This is a genomic window from Enterococcus malodoratus ATCC 43197 (assembly GCF_000407185.1).
GTDB lineage: Bacteria > Bacillota > Bacilli > Lactobacillales > Enterococcaceae > Enterococcus_A > Enterococcus_A malodoratus.
Window position 1 is genome coordinate 613,511 of the sequence record NZ_KE136483.1, and the last position, 19,224, is coordinate 632,734.

The window sequence follows — 19,224 nt, forward strand, 5'->3', positions numbered from 1 at the left end:
ACGGAGTTCCTCGAAAGAGAGGAACTCCGTTTTTTTTAGTTTCTTATTTGTCATCTAATTTCTTCTTCAAGTTTCTGTTTCGGTTATACATGAAGATTACCACAGCTAGCAGAACGATGATCACTGCGATGCCGACCCAGATCCAAGGATTCGTTGATTTCTCTTTAATCGAGACATCCTTCTCATTGTAATCTTTGGCTTTTGCTTGATTGATTTTGAATGATGGACTAGCGTTCCATTTTTGTCCCCCGGCACTAATATTCATTTTGACCGTGTATGTGCCTGGTGTAAATTCTGTGTTATCCATCTGAATCAAGTAAGGCATGCGTGAGCTCGGTGCTAATGTCAACTGTTTCTTTGTATCCTTGGCAATCGTTTTGCCGTCTTTTTCGACTTGATAATCAATCGTTACATCTTTGACATAGGTCGCTTTTTGATTATCAACCGTTACGTTTATCGCATTGCGGCTATTGGCCTGTGTAGCCTTAGCCTTCGTAATCTTCAAATCTGGTTTGACTTCGTTGGTATTGTTATGGAGCAAAACCGCGATTTCCCGTGAGAAGATATTTTTGATGTTGCCCTCGACTTTTTCTGTCGAGACTTGTTCCATATAAAGACCGCCGGCTAGAACTCCCTCAAATTCTTTATCCGGCATCTTAATATCTAGGTAAATGTCCTTTGACTCATTTGCAGCCAAATCAATTTCCTTGTCACTGAGTTTGACGTAATCAGTGATATTTGGACCAAAATCACTCTTATCCTGATTCATACCTGAATACTCAATAACGCCCAAACTGTTAGTGATCGCGCGATTGAAGGCTGTTTTCAACTTGATCGGTTTATCTGTCCGATTAGTCAAGGTAACGGTCAATCGATCGGATTCATTTGGTTGGTATGTTAAATCATAATAAAGTTGATTTTTATCAATTTGATGTTCCGAAGGATGAATCACCGCATCGAAACTATCTAACGACTCTCCATGAGCGACAATCGGTAAAAATGAAAAAGCCAGAATGAAAAACACTCCTCGTATAAATGGTTTCAATAAATTCTTCAGCATTTTCTATCTCCTTCACTTCAATTGTATTTTTCCGCGTAATGGAAGAGTCTCTCTCAATTTTCTTTCCCCTGTATATCAGTCAAAGGACAGAATCATAGTCAAACAGCTTGGGGTCGCTTTCTCAGTAAGCGCAGCTGCCGATGAGATTCCGTCCTAATTTTTTTAGCTTGGTGTTGCAGAGAATGTCCAAACTAGAGTTGTTTGGTATTGTGCTTGTTGTTTAGCCGTATCTTTTGGCACAGCTAATTCGAATTTTGTAATTGGCAAGGCTGTTTCACCAGCACCTTCATTCGCTTGTGCGGTAAGAACGGACACAGATTGGTTCACTAGCAATGTTGTTTTTGCTCCATTAGCGACACGAGTCCCTGTTGGTGCAGAGTTAACATTATTTGTCAGTGTGCCTGCTGTAAAGCTTAGAGCGGCACCAGTCAAAGGAGTTGAATTTGCGGTGAACTGAGTTGGTTCATTTACTTTTACAGACCAGCCAGTCGATGTGCTGCCGCGGTTATCGCTGATTGCGACTTGACCAGTAGTTGCAGGGGATGTTTGTACCCCATCGCTTGTAGCCGTCCAAGTTTCATCAACCTTTGTTTGAATCGCGTGTGAACCAAAATTCAAGTTTTTAGGTAATGAAGCACTGGCATTTCCAGGAACCTGCGGGTCAAAAGTAATACCGCCATCGGTATAGTCGACAGTACCAGTAGTATCCACTGCATGCGCACTTGTTGAAAAGGCGAAGATACTACCAGCAAAAAGTCCAGCAATTAACAAAGCAAATTGTTTTTTCATTAGTTTTTCCTCCTATTTTTGGCGATTCGCCATCCTAAAAGAGCAATTGCGACAATCAGTACTCCAATGATGCTTAAGAATAGATTTCGTTGATCATTTGTTTGCAAATAGCGGGAAATACCAGAACTTGATATTTTACCGCTGTTGGAAGGTGAACCAGGAGAACCGTTAGAATAATTATTGCCTGACGTTCCTTTGCCTGTATCAGATTCCATTGTGGTACTTGAATCATTTGTGCTGTTCGTTGTTGTAGAACTATTGGTTGTTTGTGATTCGGAACTTGTACTGCTGGTAGAATTTTCCGTGTTGGCGGTACTGCTTTCAAAATAATATTGCACCTTGCCATCAGTGACGGTAGCTTCGGTTTGTGAAGAAAGAACAACGAAGAGCGACAGAAAACTCAAAAGGATTACAATCTGTTTCTTCAATTGCCTCCTCCTTTCCCCGTCCTCAGCGGAACGTTTTCAAATTCAAAACAAAGCATTTCTTTCCTGCGCAGAAAAGAGTTTGAAGCTTATGTCGGCATTATATAGCGCTGTTAAAAAAAATTGCCATAAAATTGCTCACGCTTTCTTCACAGTTAAGCAAAACATTTTTCACATTTTCCAATTCCATGTTTAATGGGTAGAGAAGGCAATGGAATACAGCGATCTTCAGCGGGAATAGGTGCTGTTTGCTCACCAAAAAAAGTTATTTTTTGTTCGTTTGAAATAGTGTTAATCTATTATTTTCTCGTGCTGGAAATTTTTGACAGGTTCAAAATAACGGAGAATGAAGGGGGAAGTAAAATGAAGAAAACGCGGTCTCGTTTGCTTCAAAAAATCTGGATTACAGTATTCGCATTTTTTCTTTTTCTAACAAGTTCTAATATTATAGTCAGTGCGGTTTCAATTGATTTATTTGCTAATACACAGGTGAATAACAATAGTGGGACCACGGCAGCGGCACCGTACTTAAATGTCAGTCAAAAACCAGTGACGTTTACCGTCAATGGGACTACAACGGGTGTTGGATTGATCAAGACCGGGAAAAAATATGCGTTGATCTCAGTTCCATCGCCGCTTTCAGGAAAAGTAACACCTAATGGGACAGCACCGTTACCACGACCGTCACAATCCCATTAGCGGATCTGCCGCTCTCAGGTGTTTTAGGTCTGCTGTCAACCTTAGTAACTACGATAACTACATTACTGCCATTAAATCCTTCGTTACAGGCGCCCTTGAATAGTCTCAATCAGGCGATCAATAATTTGAAAAATGAAAACTATGGCAATCATAATCTGCCGATTGCGACAGAACAGCTATCGGCTACCTTGTTAGGAGTAAATATCAGTCAGGGATTATTACCGATCTTAACTAGCACCTTATCCAATCGATTGACGGATTTGAAAAATATTCTTAATACACTGCCGCTTGGATTAATCGGTGCAATTCTCACATCTGTACTATCGAGTGTAGACGGTTTGATTACTTCTTTAGGTAATCCCAATTCAGTGATCAGTACAAATCTAGTTTCCGCATCGATCTTAGGTTCGACCAATGTCTCAATCCCGACATTTGTGACAAGTCCAGCGGGTTTGGCGCAAGATTATACGGCCGCGATTCGTGGCGGGATCGTACAGACAGACGATCTGACGATTCAACTATTAAGCAACTTTGGCGGCAATACGAATATTTATTTCTCCGCTGGTTCCCTAGCTATGAAGAGTGAACTGCTGCCGGGCAACTTAAACTTTGGTACACATCCAATCCAAACAAAGGCCGATGAAACCTGGAATGCATATGTTGGTGGAAACAGTGCCAATCCTCTGCAAACTGGGACGATTCGAATTGATGATACACGTACTACGGCAAAGGCCTGGCAATTAAAAGTCGCACAATCAAATAACTGGACAAGCGGACAAAAGAACTTGTCTAATGCCAGACTTGATATTGCTTTAGGAGCCTTAAGCACCAATTTTCAAAACTATTCTTCGATCGCAAATCAAATGATCCATATGATACCAAATGAACAGCTAGTATTAGTGAATCTTTCCAATACGACCGCCCCAGGTTATGTAGAGATGCCGTTAAATCAATTTCAACTTTTCGTTCCAAAAAACACACCGAAACAAATAGGAAATTATAAAACCACGTTGCAATGGACGATTTCAAATACACCATAAAACAAGCTTAAGAAAAAGCGCCTAGGAAATGAGGTGATCCTCAAAAGGTAGACTAAAAATCTGTCTTTTGGAGGTCGGTTCAAAACTAGGCGCTTTTTTTGACGAACTTTGTGAAAGTTAATTACATTTGTTTTTCACTATGCTATCATAAATATAGGAGTTTACTGATTAAATTGGATCAGTAACGAACGAAATACTTTGTGAATTAATTATTCTGAATCGCTAGAATTATCTCAATTGAATCACTCAATCCAAAGGAGCAAGTGGATAAGCAGGTCTTTTATTTTTCTTTTTTCGAGTATTTAGGGTCGTAGATTTGGTTGCTGGCATTGAAAACAAGTGGTCTCAAATGGATAATTAACATGAACGAGTCCGTTTGATCACAGGGGAGGTTTGTCTATGGATACATTAACGAAAGCAATCGCAAAATTTAAAGGAGGTGTCAAAGTCCCTCATAATAAAAACACGGCAGAATTTGAAAGCGTTTTTATGGAGCCGCCTAAATTGGTTACCATTCCAATGCAGCAACATATTGGAGGGATCTGCAAACCAACGGTTAAGAAAGGGGACGTTGTCACCGTCGGTCAAGTCATCGCTGATTCAGAAGCATTTGTTTCGGCACCGATTCATGCATCTGTTTCCGGCAAGGTGAAGGGGATCAAGCCTATCTTGCTGGCAAATGGTCAAACTTGCGATGCGATTCATATCGCAAGCGATGGCCTGCCGGTTGAATTTCCGGAACCAAGTCCGATCGAAATCCATTCAAAGGAAGACCTTTTGAAGGCCGCACGTGAAAGCGGGATCGTTGGGATCGGCGGGGCAGGTTTTCCGATGCACGTGAAATTGAATGTCAGCGAGGAGGCGCCGATCGATACCTTAGTGATTAATGGCGCGGAATGTGAACCCTTTATTACATCGGATTATCGAGAAAGTTTGGAGTATCCTGATCGAATTATTGCCGGGATGCAGGCTGTAATGAAGCATTTGAATATCGCACATGGTGTTGTTGGGATCGAAAGCAATAAACCAAAAGGTCTGAGAAGACTGCGGGATCATCTAAATGAACTGGCAGATCTCGATCCGACGATCGATGTGATGGAGATTCCTTCGCTTTACCCGCAAGGAGCGGAAAAAATGCTGGTCTATGCGACAACTGGACGCAAGATTCCGCCAGGAAAATTACCGTCTGAAGTCGGCTGTTTGATTATGAATATCTCGACAATCTCGCTTTTGCAGCGGTATATCGAAATCGGCATGCCTTTAACGCATAAAAGGATAACGGTAGACGGAAATATCGCTCAGCCGAAAAATGTGGTCGTTCCTGTAGGGACACCGATCGGAGATGTTATAAAATTCTGCGGCGGGTTGATTGATGAACCGAGCAAGATAATTTTGGGCGGACCGATGATGGGAATCTCGCAATTTTCAACGGAGCTGCCGATCACGAAGCAGACGAACGCCATTACGATTTTATCAAAGGCGCAGCGTTTGCCGGAAGAATCGCCATGTATTCGCTGCGGTCGTTGTGTGGAAGCTTGTCCGATGTCCTTGCTGCCGGTCCAGATCGAACGCTGTACACGAAACAATGATGTCGCTGGTCTGCAGAAGCTAAATGTATCCGCTTGTATGGAATGCGGCTGCTGCGCCTTCGTCTGTCCTGCTGGCCGCCGACTGGTTCAGTCCATGAAACGAGCAAAACAGTTAGAAAGGGAGGCTGCCAAATGAACAAATTACCTGTTTCCATCTCGCCGCATCTCCATTGCGGCCGCAGCAGCCGGAGTATCATGCTGGATGTGATCATCGCGTTGGTTCCGGCAATCATTGCTTCTACTATTATATTTGGTTTTCGTGCTCTTATCTTGATCATTGTTACTGTGGCCGCATGTGTCATCAGCGAGTATTTAACAAGAAAAATTTTAAAACGGCCAGACTCGATCCATAATTTGACGGCTGTTGTTACAGGGATTTTACTAGCCTTGAATCTGCCGGTTACATTGCCTTTTTGGATGGCTATTTTAGGCGGTGTGATCGCCATTGTGATCGTGAAGGAGTTTTTCGGCGGTGTCGGTCAAAATTTCGTCAATCCGGCGATTACGGCCCGTATTATTCTGATGATGTCCTTTGCGTCTCAAATGAGTACTTGGCAGCCGCCGCTAAACTATTATATGTTTCGGCCGGATGTCATCTCTTCAGCCACTTATTTTTCAGCATCTCAAACAGGGCAAAAAATTCCTTCATTGCTAGATATGTTTTTAGGAATCAGAGCAGGTAGTTTAGGTGAAACATGCGCCTTGGCTTTGCTTCTCGGCGGCGTCTATTTAGTAGCCAGAAAGGTAATTTCACCGATCATTCCCCTTTGCTTTATCGGCACAGTGGTTCTCTTTTCCACCTTGTTGGGAGGCGATCCATTGTATCAAATGATGTCTGGCGGATTATTGCTGGGAGCGATTTTTATGGCGACCGACTATACGACATCTCCTATTACAAGAAATGGCAAGATTATTTTTGGGATTGGCTGTGGAATCATCACTGTTCTGATTCGTTTCTTTGCGGCACTGCCGGAAGGAGTTTCTTACGCCATTCTATTGATGAATATTCTTGTTCCTCATATTGAGAATTTGACGATTCCAAAGGTCTTTGGTGAGGGGGCGAAGGTGAAATGAGACGAGCCAGCTCCAAAGTTATTTTTACAGATGCCCTTTGCCTGTTTATTATTTGTTTGGTAATTACCTTTGCAGTTGCCGGGACACGCTCCGTGTTTAAAGAGCGCATCGCAAAACAGGAGTGGGATCAGACTCAAAGTGTGATGAGTCAGTTGATCAAGGCAGAAGATTTCAAAGAGGTCAAAGTATCCGGAGAAAATCAGGGCTATAAGGCACTGGATTCATCGGGCAAGACATTAGGGTATCTTTTCGTGACTAAAGCCTATGGGTATGGCAGCGAGGTCAGTGTCATGAGTGCAGTCAAGGAAGGAAAAATCGTCGGGGTAGATGTTTTGGATGCTTCGAACGAAACACCAGGACTCGGACAAAATGTTACGAAAAAGGATTTTGTTGACCAGTTTGCAGGTCTCAATGAATCATTAGAAGTTGTGAAGAATGACCCATCGGGCGAAAATCAGGTCGAAGCTGTTACCGGAGCCACCAAATCTTCCAATGCGGTTGCTGCGTCAGTCAAAGAAGCACTTGTCCTATTTGAACAAGTTGCTAAATCAGAGAAATAAGGGGGGAGAAGAGATGGAAAAAGAAAAAGCATCGCGCATTTTCAGCAAGGGAATAATCACCGAAAACCCGGTTCTGCGGTTAACTCTGGGGACTTGTCCTACTTTGGCGGTAACTACTTCTGCCTTGAATGGACTAGGGATGGGGATTGCTGCGACAGTAGTGCTCTTAGGTTCCAATGTCATGATCTCCCTTCTGCGGAAAGTGATTCCTGATCGAGTCAGAATTCCGGCGTTTATCACTATCATCGCTGGGTTTGTAACAGTCGTTCAATTAGTTGTGAAGGCTTTAGCACCAGCGCTAGATGCGACATTAGGGATCTACTTGCCGTTGATCGTGGTGAATTGTATCATTCTTGGCCGAGCGGAGGCCTATGCCAAGGATCATACAGTTCTTCATTCAGCCTTAGACGGACTAGGGATGGGTGTCGGTTTCACGATGACGCTGCTCTGTATGGGAGGGATTCGCGAGCTGTTGGGAAGCGGTACGTTTTTAGGTTTTCCAATAACAGCAGGTGTGATTCCGCCAATGACAATCATGCTGTTGCCGCCAGGAGGCTTCTTTATCTTTGGGATGCTGGTCATGCTGGCCAATAAATTAAGCGACCGCAAAACTAAGGAAATTGATTGTAACGCTTGTCCGATTGCGGAAGCCTGTACGATCGTCTGTGATGAAAAGGCGGGTGATCAGTAATGCAGATTTTTGTAACTATTTTAGTTGCTGGTATTTTAACGGATAATTTTGTTTTATCTCAGTTTTTAGGTATTTGTCCGTTCCTGGGAGTATCAAAAAAATTGGATACGGCAGTCGGAATGTCGCTGGCAGTTACATTTGTAATGGTATTGGCAACCTTGGTGACTTATCCGATCTATGATTCGCTGCTGGTGCCGTTAGGTTTGGATTACTTGCAGACAATCGTCTTCATTCTGACGATTGCGGCCTTGGTACAGTTGGTGGAGGTTGTCATGAAACGCTATATGACACCACTATATAATGCTTTAGGTATTTATTTGCCGTTGATCACCACAAATTGTGCGGTATTAGGTGTAACGATTTTAAATTTTTCAAAAAACTATTCCTTTATGCAATCAATGGTCAATTCATTCGCGGCGGGGATCGGATTTCTATTAGCGATGGTAATTTTCGCCGGCGTACGTGGGCGCTTAGAGGGTAATGATATTCCTGAGTCGCTCCAAGGATTGCCGATTACGTTGATCGCTGCAGCAATTGTTTCATTATCGTTTCTAGGTTTTGCCGGTTTGGCAGAAGGATTATTCCAGTAGGGGGGTGAAATTAATGACAGAAATCATGATACCCATCGGCATCGTTAGTGCAATGGGATTGATCGCTGGTGTCATTCTTTCACTCGCGACGATCATTTTCCATAAACCTGTTGATGAAAAAGAAGAAGCATTACGAGAAGCGTTGCCAGGGATCAACTGCGGAGCTTGCGGCTTTTCCGGTTGCGACGGCTATGCCAAAGCAATGGCTGAGGGAAATGCCGGTGCAACCAATTGTACTCCAGGCGGTGCAACGACCCGTCAAGCCTTGTCGGAGATTTTGGGTGTGGAGGTCGGCGAGGTGGAGAAAGTCGCAGCGTTCGTGCGCTGTAATGGCACCTGTGAATTTACTAATAGCAAAATGGATTATGCAGGAACCACGACGTGTTATGGAGCAAATCAACTATTTGGCGGTCCGCAGGATTGTCGTTTTGGCTGTATGGGTTTCGGCGATTGTGAAGCGGTATGTGAATATGATGCGTTGCACATTGTCGACGGCGTCGCCAAAGTCGATCCAGACAAATGTGTTGGCTGCCTAAAATGTATCACCGCCTGTCCAAAAAATTTGATCAAGATGCTGCCAGCAGAAAATACATCAATTGTCGCCTGTTCGAATCAGGACAAAGGCGGAGGCGTGCGGAAAATCTGTCATGTCGGTTGTATTACCTGCAATCGTTGTGTGAAGGCTTGTCCGCAAAAAGCTATCAAGATTGAAAATAATGTGGCGGTTATTGACCCGGATCTGTGTATTGATTGCGGCGATTGCGTAGAGGTCTGTCCGCAGAATTGTATCTTAAAAATGCCGGTAAAAGAAAAAGTTTCTTAGTCTCCTATTTCAAAAAAACAGGAAGCCCTTTCATTTTTTTGTGCTATCATTAAAAGAAAAGGGCAGGTGTAAAAATGAAATTATTGGTAACAGAAAATTATGAAACTTTGAGCCAAATTACAGCGGATATCGTTTTAATGAGATGGGCCGAAAATCGACGTGTAAACTTAGCTCTAACAGCAGGTTCTTCACCGAAACGTGCCTATGAGATTTTAGCAGAACGCTTAAACCAAGTATTCTTCGACCAAAGCTTGGCGCATTTTTATAACTTTGATGAGATTACTTTGAAGGATCAAGAATACGGACTGACAATGCAAGCATTAACCGAAGAGTTGTTCAACCCGTTGGGAATCGTAGAAGAAAATATCGAAGTACTAGATGCAGGGAACTATCAAGATTATGATCGCCAAATCGCTGAAGATGGCGGTTTAGATCTTGTGTTGATGGGGATCGGCGGTGACGGTCATTTTTGCGGCAATATGCCGGAGTTCACGTCCTTTGATTACGGCGTTTATCGCGTTCCGATCAAACCAGGAGATGAACTGTACAAGTTGATTGATGAGTCGAGTCCGCATACACCAGGAGAAGAGATGGTAACTTTTGGCGCTCAAACCGTTTTGGCTGCCAAAAAATTAGTCCTGATCGCCAATGGTGAAAAGAAGGCGGAGATTATCAAACAGGCTTTAGAAGGACCAATCACAGAAGATGTACCAGCATCTATTCTGCGCCTGCATCCTAATTTGACAGTGATTTTAGATCAAGAAGCGGCAAGTAAATTAAAATAGTTTTCGAGAGTGCAGTGGATTCACTGCACTCTTTTTTGTTGTCACAACATGTATCAGAGTTGTCACAAGAATCATCCTGTGTTTCCTGTGACTGAAAGCGCTAAAGGGATTACATATTGCCCTCTCGCTAGCTATACTTTAGTTAATCAAGAAAGGAGCGAGAAGGATGAAAAAAAATAAACGCGAGTTTCCAAAAAACTTTTTATGGGGTGACGCGATTGCTGCCAATCAATCGGAGGGTGCTTACGATGTTGGTGAGAAAGGTTTAAATGTTTCCGATATTAATGAGTATGTATCAGATATTCCTCCTGAAGAAAGAATGGAAGGCGAGATAACTTCAGAATTTATTGAAAAAGCTGTCAAACAAATCAATGATGGAAAGATTCAAAGTTTTCCAAAATTGCGCGGGATTGATTTTTATCACACGTATAAAGATGATTTAAAACTATTGAAGGAACTGGGCTTAAATACGTTTCGTACATCAATTAATTGGTCGCGTATTTTTCCTAATGGGATCGAGGAAGAGCCGAATGAAGCAGGGTTAAAATTCTACGATCAGTTATTTGACGAGATTCTCGCAAATGGAATGGAACCAATGATCACGCTCTCTCATTATGAGATGCCAATTTACCTAACGACTCATTATCAAGGCTGGTATTCACGGGAAGTCATCAATCATTTTGTTAAGTATTGTAAAGCGGTGTTGGAGCGTTATAAAGACAAAGTGAAGTATTGGATCGTTGTGAATCAAATCAATCTGATTACGTACGAATCATTTTGTAATATCGGTGTTACTGAAGATGGTGTTGAAAACTTAATGGAAGCTAAATATCAAGGCTTACATAATATGATGGTCGCCAGTGCGAAAGTGAAAGAAGCGGCACAGTCGATAAATCCCGATTTTGAGATTGGAATGATGGTTTTTGCAGACAAAGTCTATCCTGCTTCGACGAAACCGGAAGATGCATTAGGAACGATGCTGCATGCGCAAATGGAATATTTCTTCACGGATGTGTTATTACGAGGAAAGTATCCAAATTATGCTTTCCGATTCTTTGAAGAACAAGGATATGATATTAAGTTCTACGATGGAGATGAAGAAGCGCTTAAAAACACTGCGGATTTCCTTTCTTTTTCTTATTATTACACGAATCTTGTTTCTAAAGAATCCAACGATAATAATCGCTCTATTTTACCTAATCCGAATTTAGAGGCGAGTCCTTGGGGCTGGGCCGTTGATCCCATCGGTCTGCGGATCACCTTGAATGATTATTACGACCGGTACCAATGCCCAATCTATATCACAGAAAATGGGATAGGGGCGTTTGACACATTGGAATCAGATGGCGTTCATGATGACTACCGTCGCTATTACTACGAAGAGCATTTAAGACAAGTTAAAGAGGCCATTTATGATGGCGTAGATGTTCGTGGCTACTATGCTTGGGGTCCAATCGATATTGTCAGCTGTTCTTCCAATGAAATGAGTAAGCGTTACGGATTCATCTATGTCGATATCGATGACTATGGCAATGGCAGTAAGAAACGCCTGAAAAAGGACAGCTTTGCATGGTTCCAAAAAACGATTCAAGAAAATGGCGCTAGACTTTAAAAAGCATCTTGGTTTGTATCAACCGTTCTTTTGCAGATTGCATTCATTGGCATCAACCAGTACAATTTAAGGTGAAATTGTACTGGAGGAGATGTTTATGTTTTCGGTAGAACAACTGACAACGTTTAATGATTTAGATTATCTGATCTATCACTTTATTCTTGAAAATTCTAGTAAGATTCCTTACATGACAATCCGAGAATTGTCTAATGAGACGCATGTATCGACAGCTACGATCACCCGTTTTGCCAAGAAGGTCGGATGTAATGGGTTTACAGAGTTCAAATTGCTTTTTAAAAAGGAACATAAAGAAAATGACACGATGCCGATCAATGATATCTCCATAGCGGAAGCCTTTTTCGCACGTGCCAAGGAAGCAGAATTTCAGAAGAAACTAGATAATGTTGCACAAGTTCTTGCTGATGCAAAAATGATTATCTGCGTTGGTTCAGGAAATTCGGGAGTAATGGCAGTTTATGCTGCTCGCTATTTCTCATCAGTTGGGAAGTTTGCGGTAAATGTCGATAATCCGATGTTTCCGTTAAATCCGCCAGTATCGTCGGGAACTGTTTTTCTCTTTTTCTCTGTATCGGGGGAATTTCTATTAAAAAGCATTCCTTTAATTAAGGCTAATGAGGCAAAAATAGTTTCGATCACGAACAGCCGCAATAATCCGTTAGCGAAAGTTTCTGATTATAACTTGGCCTACTATGTTCAGCAAGAAAATAAGATGATTGATACTTACGAATATTTAATCGATATGACGACTCAGATTCCCAGCATTTATATTATTGAAGCACTGGCGAAAAAGATGCTCAAGGTGATGGGAAAATAAATCTCAACAATCTATCTTTGACCGTTTAACAAAATAGTAAAAAGTTTTAAGAAGCAAAACTCGCTCTATTAAATGTTAATTTAGTAGGATTCGTTACAGGTAAAGCTGGCAAAGCCTGAAGAAGTGTTTTCGGACACTCTCTTCGGGCTATTTTTATACACTTTTATTGAGGGAGATCAGTCTTGAATGTGGAAAAAATCCGCGTAAAAACTAAACAGATCCCTTAGAACAAAATCCAAGAAGCGTATGAAAGTAACTTTTAGTTTAGGATAAGGAGGAAAAAATGAATAATCGAGAATTGGCCGAAGCCATTTTGAAAGAAGTAGGAGGGGCTCAAAACATTCACTCGTATGCAAATTGTATGACGAGACTGCGCCTTCAATTGAAAGACGAGAGTAAAGCGAATCGAACCGCACTCAACGAATTGGCAGGTGTTCTAGGAACACAGCAGCAAGGTAATCAATTTCAAATTATTTTGGGTGGAAAAGTTCTTAAAGTGGCGAATGAATTTAATGAACTAGTACCGATGAATAATGAAGAAAATGTCGGGGTCGAGGAAAAAAAGAAGGGAGGCATTTCCAATGTTTTGAATACCTTGTCGTCGATTTTAACGCCTGCATTGCCACCGATTATTGCGGGAGGTCTGCTCAAGGGATTGATCTTCATGGTGATCAATTTTGGCTGGGCAAACGGAAATGGAGATACAATCATCTTTTTTAATGGATTATCTGATTGTATGTTTTATTTCTTTCCATTTCTATTAGCGGTGAGTTCGGCCAAAAAGTTTAAGACAAATGAATATATGGCGCTAGCATTAGCCGGTTTATTGATGTATCCATTTGCCATCGCTGATGGACAGCAAATTATTCGAATTTTTGGCTTTGTCCCAATCGCGGTGGTCGATTACAGCGCTTCGGTATTGCCAATCATCTTCTCCGTTTGGTTGCTGAAACACGTGAAGCGTTTCTTTGATGCTAAGATCCCGGAAATGGTTAATATGGTCTTTTCATCGTTGCTCTCATTGGTTATTACGGCTCCGATCGCTATGTGTCTGCTCGCTCCGCTAGGGTATTATACCGGGGAATATGTTGCACTTGGCGTCAAGTGGCTGATTGATTTTTCACCATTGCTATCTGGTCTGATCATTGGAAGTACTCGGGCACTGCTTGTTTTAGGAGGGATGCATCATGCATTGAATCCAATCATGCAACAAGAAATTTCCAGCTTTGGAGGCTCACAATTGTTGGCGATGGCGCTGATGAGTACGATCGCGCAAGCAACCGCAACATTAGTTATCTATTTCCGAGCGAAACAAACGGAAGAAAAACAGGTGGCACTTTCAGCGGTAGTTCCCGCATACCTAGGTATCACTGAACCAGCGATTTATGGTGTATTGATTAAGTATCGCGGTGCACTGATCGCCGGTTGTATAGGAGGTGGAGTAGGTGCTGCGGTAAGTAACGTCATGGGTGGCGTTTGTTATGGTTTCGTTATGCCAGGTTTGCTGTCACTACCCGCATTTATGGGAAAAGGCTTCTTCGGGATCATTGTAGGAATGATTGTCACGATTGTTGTATCGGCGGTCTTGACGTTCATCTTGATGAATCGCTTCAATGAAAAAGAAGAACCAGAAGAACGGACGGGAAAAACCGAGCAAACTACTCCGATTGATTTAAGGATTGGCGATGTCACGATTCAATCACCTGTCATTGGTGAGATCGTTCCATTAGAATCGATTTCTGATGCGACTTTTTCGAATGAGATTTTAGGTAAAACGATTGCTATTTCATCTCTTGATGGAACGATTTACGCACCTTTTGATGCCGAGGTGAAAGCCGTCTTTCCGACAAAACATGCGATCGGTCTTGAATCACTGGCTACAGGAGCGGAGATACTGATCCATGTGGGATTAGACACGGTCACACTTGATGGAAAAGGGTTTAATTTGAAGGTCAAACAAGGAGACAAAATCGAAAAAGGCCAAACAATTTTGACTTTCGATAAAGCAAAAATCCGCTCTAACCAATTGAATGATGTGGTTCTTGTGGTTTTGACGAATTCAGAGCAGTTTAAATCGGTTGATAAAAATCAACGAACAGAAACGATCAATTTGGAGAATGATCTATTCAGTATTATTAGATAAGTTGAATCTTTTTAAACGGGTAGCATTACCGAAAAAAGTAGATGAGGTCGTTATTCGGAGTATTGGCAGTGGAGGAAAGCGGATGATAATTAGACAGAAATTCAATAACAATGTTGTGTTAGTTGATAACGAGTCAGGCCAACAAATGGTCGTCATGGGAAATGGTATCGGGTTTAAGTCCTATCCTGGAAATAAGGTCAATAAATCTTTAATTGAACGGACTTTTCTGTTAAAGAATCAGGAGGAAAGTGAAATTGATCGGGTGAAAGCATTAGTCAATGAAATACCGCTGGATTATATTATTGTAAGCGACAGTATTTTGAAGAAGGCAAAAGAACAACTTCAAACAGATTTTGGCGTGGGTATGCTGATTTCATTAGCGGATCATATCTTTTCGGCGGTTGACAGAAAAAAGAAAAATATCTCAGTAGTCAGTCCACTGCATTGGAATATCAAGCAGCTTTATCCGATGGAAGTTAGTATCGGAGAGCATGCTGTGAGCCGTATCTATCAAGAATTAGCCATTCGATTAGAAGACACAGAAGCTACCGCTATCGCCATGCATTTTATCAACAATGGAAATAACTTTGATTCTATTCAGCAAGCGATGAATTTTACCAAAATCATTTCCGATATCATTGCGATCATCCAATACCACTTTCAAATTACACTTGATGAAAATTCAATCGTTTTTTCACGGCTGGTTTCTCATTTGCAGTATTTTTTGATTCGCCAGGTAAAGGGAATCGATATGATGGATATGAGTGAAGAAATGGTCCGTCTCATCATCCACCAATATCAAGATTCTTTTCAATGTGCGGAAAAAATCATCACCGCGTTAAAAAAGAATCATACACTGAACGCCTCCTTACAGGAAGAAGTTTATTTAACCATGCATATTGAAAGGATTCGACAAATAAAAAAGGGATAGAAAAAGCCCATCTGATCAGCAATAGGATCAGATGGGCTTTTTTAATCTAGTTTCTTAAACTTCTTCCTCTTCCGCTGTTTCAAAATACTGCGAATGAACAACCACCAATACGATTCCGATAAAGACCATCGCACTAGCAAAGTAAAAGGTATAGTTTCCGCCGAATTTCGCACCAATTAATCCAGCAACAAATGGTGCTAACGATCCGCCGAAGAAACGCACAAAACTATATGTTGATGAAGCGATATTGCGTTTGATCCCAGGAATTTCCATAGCAATAGTTGTCATCAAAGTGTTGATGATTCCTTGGAAGAATCCAGCAACAATTAAGGCAGCTGCAACAAGTGTCGGCTGATCCGCATTAATTCCCATCAGTAATAAGCAGATCACGAAACCGATAAAACCAATCATCAAGGTATAAAAGGTCCCGATTTTTCTTTCAAAACGTGTTGCCAAGAAAATCGAAGAGATCGCCAGTAAAATTCCCCAGCCAAAGAAGGTCATCCCAATTTCCATTTCTGAAAAGTTTGGCAATAGGAATGGGGCATAAGCCAGCAGGGTAAAGAAACCAAAGTTATAAAGCAATGCAATTAAGCCAATAGAGCGCAGTTTATGATTTTTCAGCGCTTTGACTCCTGCGAAAAAGGCCACTTTTTCTTTTTCCCCCTTTGGTTCTTTGAACATAATTAAGATTGATAAGAAGGAGATCAGCATCAGAACGGAAACACCAGCAAATGGCAAGCGCCAAGAAATCGAGCCAAGAGACCCACCCACTAAGGGTCCAATCGACATCCCTAACCCCATCGCTGCTTCATAAAGCATGATGGATTTTTCAGTTTGACCGATCAAAACACTGACGATCGCTGATAAAGCTGTAGAAATAAATAAAGCATTCCCCAGGCCCCAACCAGCGCGAAAATAAATCAACGCGTCAATCGTATTGGATAATCCAGCAAAAAGTGCAAATAAAATAATAATAAATAGTCCAACCATCAGAGTCTTCTTCATGCCAATTCGGCTAGAGACAAAACCAGTAAACAACATGACGATTCCCGTCACCATCATATAACTTGTAAATAATAGTGTTGTTTGAGCAGGGGTTGCTTGTAAAGATCTGGCGATCGAATTCAAAATTGGATCCACCAATCCGATCCCCATAAAGGCGATCATGCAGGCAAAAGCAACGACATACGCGGCCTTACCATTTTCCTTTTCCGTAACGATGTTCTCATTTAAATTTTCCATTAGGTCACCACTTTCCATTCAATAGTTTAATCATGAATTGAATTTATGTCAATATTTACATAAATAAATTTACATATATTTTTGCAAAAAAAAGCACATCTAACGTTAACGAAAGATGTGCGCCAATTTTATTAAAGTGTCCCAAATGCAGTAAAAAGTGAATATAAAGCAAGAACCGTGGTCACTAAGACCATCCCTAACTTACTCACGTTGAAAACTTTACTATGAGTATAAATATATAGAAAAGCGATCATAAATAATCCATAAGTGAAAAGATAGGTACGAGTCGCTGATGCCCAAATAGTTGGGGAAAATCCCATAATCAATCTGGAGGCTATTGCTGCACAGATAAAGAGTATTGGCAGGTAAGCTGCTACTTGATAATCCAACAAATAGATAATTGACAGTAAAATGGTGAAAAGAATAATGGACAAAATAATATCAGGAATCCAAGTCTTAGGATCATAAATGCTAAATGTTGTTCCATATTGATTAAACATATTTAGTATTTGTACGACTCTACCATTATTGATGAAACTATTTAGACTAAAGAAAAGTGAGATTATGAATGGAAATAAGCCAACGACCCCGACAAGCGAGAACTTTTTACTATAAATAAATCGAGTAATAGTGAAAACAAACAATAGCAGTGTAAAAAGCAAAATAGTGATTTGATTATCAAAAAATAAATGACGCAGGGTAGAAGAGTATCCTAACTCAATCCTTTTAAAATAAGAAAGTTGTTCAAAATCCGGAAACCAGTTTTTTAGTTCATGCTCATAACGAATATCATTTCCTTTAGCAGTGAAGACAAAAATCAGACTAAAGATATTAATCCCTAGCGTTGGCAAAAGTGGTTTAAAAGAACGCTTTTGGGTGAATAGATATCCTCCGAAAATCAATAAAAAGCCCAAGATTAATAAAGCCATTTGCTCCTGATTCGAGGCATAAAATGTGGTGAAGGCACTTAAGATATAGAGCCATTGTGGAACATGTTCTTTTCGAATATACTGCACAATTGGGTATATTGAGACCAAGCCTAAGGAATAGACCCATAGGTAGTTTGTTGACGTGGCGACCCAGCCTGTTTCACTAAAAAAGGATATTGGAAAAGTAAAAAATAGTGAAGCGGATAAAACCAGATCAGTCCAACGAATATCTTTATACTGTTTAACCAAAAAAGCAGGTAAGATTGCAGCAATCAGCATCATGACAGCGTTCAATAGTTTCCAGACAATCGGCACAGTGACGCCAATCAAAGTAAAGATTTCAATGACGATTCTGGAACTCCATGTGTTGTAACGATAAATCAGAAAGGAAAGAAAATTACCGTCAAATTTATTTTTTAGAGGATTGAGGAACAAAGCTCCATCATCCTTAAAACCCGTCAAGTGGATATTCAAATTAAAAATTAAACACACTAAGAATACTAAACCAACGACCATAAGTATTCCTCGTCTGTTTTTACTTTGATTAAAGTTCATATTTAGCCAACCTTTTTAAAATATTATTTATTTATCAATTCTATTATAATGAAAATAAAAGTGCTGTAAAACCAATTTTAAAACAGAAAAAGCAGATCATAAAAAATCTGCTTTAGTATATATTATTCTGCGAAGTATTCTTCGATTTTTGCTTCTGACCAATCACACCAAGAAAGTTCTTCTTTGCATAGCCGAATTTTCCGTTCTAGAATTAATTCACGACCAAAATTTTTGCGACGTTCCTCTTTATTCAGGTTGCTTAGACTATTGAGGACTTTTGAGTACTCGTTTAGTTGTTCCTGATAGTACTGTTTTCGTTCCATAATCAAAAATTTCGATGTATCTCGATCTAAGGCGGAAATCGTAAAAACTTTCGCCAAAAATTCGTCCTTTTGCGAGGGAGCATGACTTTTCGTGAAGACCCACTCTTTTACCAAATCTTTTCCCGCGGGAGTAATGTCATAGATTTTCCGCTTGCCATCTGGAATATCAACAATTTCGATCAATTCTTGTTTTCGTAATTCTTTTAAGGTTGGATAGATTTGACTGTGATGGGCCTCCCAAAAAAGATTCAAGAAACGTTTCAAATCATAACCTGTTAATGGCGATCGAACAAGCATCGCTAAAACAACATAACTGATAGTATTCATCATCGGATCCTTTCTTTTAAGGATGACTTTCATAAAGTGACCTTGGATTACAATTTTCTTCGTATCCATTGTATCATTGTTTGATACTTTTGCTAGTTGTGTCGAATAGGAAAGACAGTCGCTACTTTAAATAACAGTGTATTTTAATTTTTTTAAAGTCTTATAAAAAAGGAGAAAATGACAATATTTTAAGAAAGCG

General features: G+C 40.7%; 18 protein-coding genes and 1 pseudogene. 13 read left to right on the forward strand and 6 right to left on the reverse strand.

Going from position 1 to position 19,224, the window contains the following annotated elements; genetic code table 11:
- Positions 1–43: 43 nt before the first annotated feature.
- The 3 genes from I585_RS18385 to I585_RS18395 form a co-directional block, all read right to left on the reverse strand.
- Positions 44–1,060 (reverse strand): WxLIP family cell surface protein, encoded by a 1,017-nt coding sequence (locus tag I585_RS18385; protein WP_010740528.1) that lies wholly within the window; start codon positions 1,058–1,060, stop codon positions 44–46.
- A 162-nt stretch (positions 1,061–1,222) separates the two neighbouring features.
- Complete coding sequence (locus tag I585_RS18390) at positions 1,223–1,849, reverse strand: WxL domain-containing protein (protein ID WP_010740527.1); 627 nt, start codon at positions 1,847–1,849, stop codon at positions 1,223–1,225.
- A complete protein-coding gene (locus I585_RS18395) occupies positions 1,849–2,277 on the reverse strand; it encodes an LPXTG cell wall anchor domain-containing protein (protein ID WP_010740526.1) in 429 nt (142 codons plus the stop codon). Before I585_RS18395 ends, I585_RS18390 begins: the two co-directional genes overlap by 1 nt.
- Before the next feature lie 360 nt (positions 2,278–2,637).
- Between I585_RS18395 and I585_RS23950 the strand changes: the two are divergent.
- The 13 genes and pseudogenes from I585_RS23950 to I585_RS23010 all read left to right on the forward strand — a co-directional run.
- Positions 2,638–3,470: pseudogene (locus tag I585_RS23950) on the forward strand (adhesive domain-containing protein); the annotation flags it as partial.
- Between the two features lie 78 nt (positions 3,471–3,548).
- Complete coding sequence (locus I585_RS23955; protein WP_306453776.1) at positions 3,549–4,013, forward strand: WxL domain-containing protein; 465 nt, start codon at positions 3,549–3,551, stop codon at positions 4,011–4,013.
- Positions 4,014–4,412: 399 nt separating this feature from the next.
- The gene (rsxC, locus tag I585_RS18405; RefSeq protein ID WP_010740523.1) at positions 4,413–5,738 is read left to right on the forward strand and encodes an electron transport complex subunit RsxC; all 1,326 of its coding nucleotides are present in this window, start codon (positions 4,413–4,415) and stop codon (positions 5,736–5,738) included.
- Positions 5,735–6,676: an RnfABCDGE type electron transport complex subunit D gene (locus I585_RS18410; RefSeq protein ID WP_010740522.1), complete on the forward strand. Its 942-nt coding sequence runs from the start codon at positions 5,735–5,737 to the stop codon at positions 6,674–6,676. The genes rsxC and I585_RS18410 overlap by 4 nt, the downstream gene beginning before the upstream one ends.
- Positions 6,673–7,236: an RnfABCDGE type electron transport complex subunit G gene (locus I585_RS18415; protein WP_010740521.1), complete on the forward strand. Its 564-nt coding sequence runs from the start codon at positions 6,673–6,675 to the stop codon at positions 7,234–7,236. The genes I585_RS18410 and I585_RS18415 overlap by 4 nt, the downstream gene beginning before the upstream one ends.
- Positions 7,237–7,249: 13 nt before the next feature.
- The gene (rsxE, locus tag I585_RS18420; protein WP_010740520.1) at positions 7,250–7,927 is read left to right on the forward strand and encodes an electron transport complex subunit RsxE; all 678 of its coding nucleotides are present in this window, start codon (positions 7,250–7,252) and stop codon (positions 7,925–7,927) included.
- On the forward strand, positions 7,927–8,517 hold the full coding sequence (locus I585_RS18425) for an electron transport complex protein RnfA (protein ID WP_010740519.1): 591 nt from the start codon (positions 7,927–7,929) through the stop codon (positions 8,515–8,517). The genes rsxE and I585_RS18425 overlap by 1 nt, the downstream gene beginning before the upstream one ends.
- A 13-nt stretch (positions 8,518–8,530) precedes the next feature.
- The gene (locus I585_RS18430) at positions 8,531–9,340 is read left to right on the forward strand and encodes an RnfABCDGE type electron transport complex subunit B (protein ID WP_010740518.1); all 810 of its coding nucleotides are present in this window, start codon (positions 8,531–8,533) and stop codon (positions 9,338–9,340) included.
- Positions 9,341–9,414: 74 nt separating this feature from the next.
- On the forward strand, positions 9,415–10,125 hold the full coding sequence (locus I585_RS18435) for a glucosamine-6-phosphate deaminase (protein WP_010740517.1): 711 nt from the start codon (positions 9,415–9,417) through the stop codon (positions 10,123–10,125).
- Between the two features lie 166 nt (positions 10,126–10,291).
- Positions 10,292–11,737 (forward strand): glycoside hydrolase family 1 protein, encoded by a 1,446-nt coding sequence (locus I585_RS18440; protein WP_010740516.1) that lies wholly within the window; start codon positions 10,292–10,294, stop codon positions 11,735–11,737.
- Between the two features lie 97 nt (positions 11,738–11,834).
- Positions 11,835–12,572 (forward strand): MurR/RpiR family transcriptional regulator, encoded by a 738-nt coding sequence (locus I585_RS18445; protein WP_010740515.1) that lies wholly within the window; start codon positions 11,835–11,837, stop codon positions 12,570–12,572.
- A 283-nt stretch (positions 12,573–12,855) separates the two neighbouring features.
- Complete coding sequence (locus I585_RS18450; protein ID WP_010740514.1) at positions 12,856–14,715, forward strand: glucose PTS transporter subunit IIA; 1,860 nt, start codon at positions 12,856–12,858, stop codon at positions 14,713–14,715.
- 82 nt (positions 14,716–14,797) lie between these two features.
- The gene (locus tag I585_RS23010) at positions 14,798–15,646 is read left to right on the forward strand and encodes a PRD domain-containing protein (RefSeq protein WP_172463176.1); all 849 of its coding nucleotides are present in this window, start codon (positions 14,798–14,800) and stop codon (positions 15,644–15,646) included.
- A 54-nt stretch (positions 15,647–15,700) separates the two neighbouring features.
- On the opposite strand, the gene I585_RS18460 is transcribed toward I585_RS23010, so the two are convergent.
- From I585_RS18460 to I585_RS18470, 3 genes are all read right to left on the reverse strand, one after another.
- A complete protein-coding gene (locus I585_RS18460; RefSeq protein ID WP_071879477.1) occupies positions 15,701–16,909 on the reverse strand; it encodes an MFS transporter in 1,209 nt (402 codons plus the stop codon).
- Between the two features lie 113 nt (positions 16,910–17,022).
- Positions 17,023–18,375, reverse strand: a complete 1,353-nt coding sequence (locus I585_RS18465) for a DUF6056 family protein (protein WP_257007095.1) — start codon at positions 18,373–18,375, stop codon at positions 17,023–17,025.
- A 122-nt stretch (positions 18,376–18,497) separates the two neighbouring features.
- Positions 18,498–19,025, reverse strand: a complete 528-nt coding sequence (locus I585_RS18470; protein ID WP_034709531.1) for a PadR family transcriptional regulator — start codon at positions 19,023–19,025, stop codon at positions 18,498–18,500.
- Positions 19,026–19,224: the final 199 nt, after the last annotated feature.

Excerpts from the sequence above, each read along its gene's own strand:
- I585_RS18385 (WP_010740528.1), bottom strand. The coding sequence starts at position 1,060 with ATGCTGAAGAATTTATTGAAACCATTTATACGAGGAGTGTTTTTCATT.
- I585_RS18390 (WP_010740527.1), bottom strand. The coding sequence starts at position 1,849 with ATGAAAAAACAATTTGCTTTGTTAATTGCTGGACTTTTTGCTGGTAGT.
- I585_RS23955 (WP_306453776.1), top strand. The coding sequence starts at position 3,549 with ATGAAGAGTGAACTGCTGCCGGGCAACTTAAACTTTGGTACACATCCA.
- rsxC (WP_010740523.1), top strand. The coding sequence starts at position 4,413 with ATGGATACATTAACGAAAGCAATCGCAAAATTTAAAGGAGGTGTCAAA.
- I585_RS18410 (WP_010740522.1), top strand. The coding sequence starts at position 5,735 with ATGAACAAATTACCTGTTTCCATCTCGCCGCATCTCCATTGCGGCCGC.
- I585_RS18415 (WP_010740521.1), top strand. The coding sequence starts at position 6,673 with ATGAGACGAGCCAGCTCCAAAGTTATTTTTACAGATGCCCTTTGCCTG.
- rsxE (WP_010740520.1), top strand. The coding sequence starts at position 7,250 with ATGGAAAAAGAAAAAGCATCGCGCATTTTCAGCAAGGGAATAATCACC.
- I585_RS18425 (WP_010740519.1), top strand. The coding sequence starts at position 7,927 with ATGCAGATTTTTGTAACTATTTTAGTTGCTGGTATTTTAACGGATAAT.
- I585_RS18430 (WP_010740518.1), top strand. The coding sequence starts at position 8,531 with ATGACAGAAATCATGATACCCATCGGCATCGTTAGTGCAATGGGATTG.
- I585_RS18435 (WP_010740517.1), top strand. The coding sequence starts at position 9,415 with ATGAAATTATTGGTAACAGAAAATTATGAAACTTTGAGCCAAATTACA.
- I585_RS18440 (WP_010740516.1), top strand. The coding sequence starts at position 10,292 with ATGAAAAAAAATAAACGCGAGTTTCCAAAAAACTTTTTATGGGGTGAC.
- I585_RS18445 (WP_010740515.1), top strand. The coding sequence starts at position 11,835 with ATGTTTTCGGTAGAACAACTGACAACGTTTAATGATTTAGATTATCTG.
- I585_RS18450 (WP_010740514.1), top strand. The coding sequence starts at position 12,856 with ATGAATAATCGAGAATTGGCCGAAGCCATTTTGAAAGAAGTAGGAGGG.
- I585_RS23010 (WP_172463176.1), top strand. The coding sequence starts at position 14,798 with ATGATAATTAGACAGAAATTCAATAACAATGTTGTGTTAGTTGATAAC.
- I585_RS18460 (WP_071879477.1), bottom strand. The coding sequence starts at position 16,909 with ATGGAAAGTGGTGACCTAATGGAAAATTTAAATGAGAACATCGTTACG.
- I585_RS18465 (WP_257007095.1), bottom strand. The coding sequence starts at position 18,375 with ATGAACTTTAATCAAAGTAAAAACAGACGAGGAATACTTATGGTCGTT.
- I585_RS18470 (WP_034709531.1), bottom strand. The coding sequence starts at position 19,025 with ATGAATACTATCAGTTATGTTGTTTTAGCGATGCTTGTTCGATCGCCA.